Raw genomic sequence first — 225 nt, forward strand, 5'->3', positions numbered from 1 at the left:
TTTTGTGTCGTAGGTTTCATCTGACGACGCAAGCGCTCAATTCTTTTCTTTTCTGCGTTTTCTAGTTTTTCTCTTTTGCTTTTGAATAAACTCATCTTTCGTATACATTCCTACCTTTCCAAATTCTGTCTCATAGGTTCGTTGTTGGATTCGGAAAAAGAAATTGATTTTTTCTTTAATCCGCATTCGCTTAGTCATTCCCGTACCGTACATTCCTCCAGGAAC

General features: G+C 37.8%; 1 pseudogene. It reads right to left on the bottom strand.

Annotation, left to right across the window (positions count from 1 at the left end):
• Positions 1-36: 36 nt before the first annotated feature.
• Positions 37-225 (bottom strand): annotated as a pseudogene (locus HMPREF2837_RS11535) (hypothetical protein); the annotation flags it as partial.

The organism is Streptococcus sp. HMSC071D03, assembly GCF_001812125.1.
Lineage (GTDB): Bacteria > Bacillota > Bacilli > Lactobacillales > Streptococcaceae > Streptococcus > Streptococcus pseudopneumoniae_N.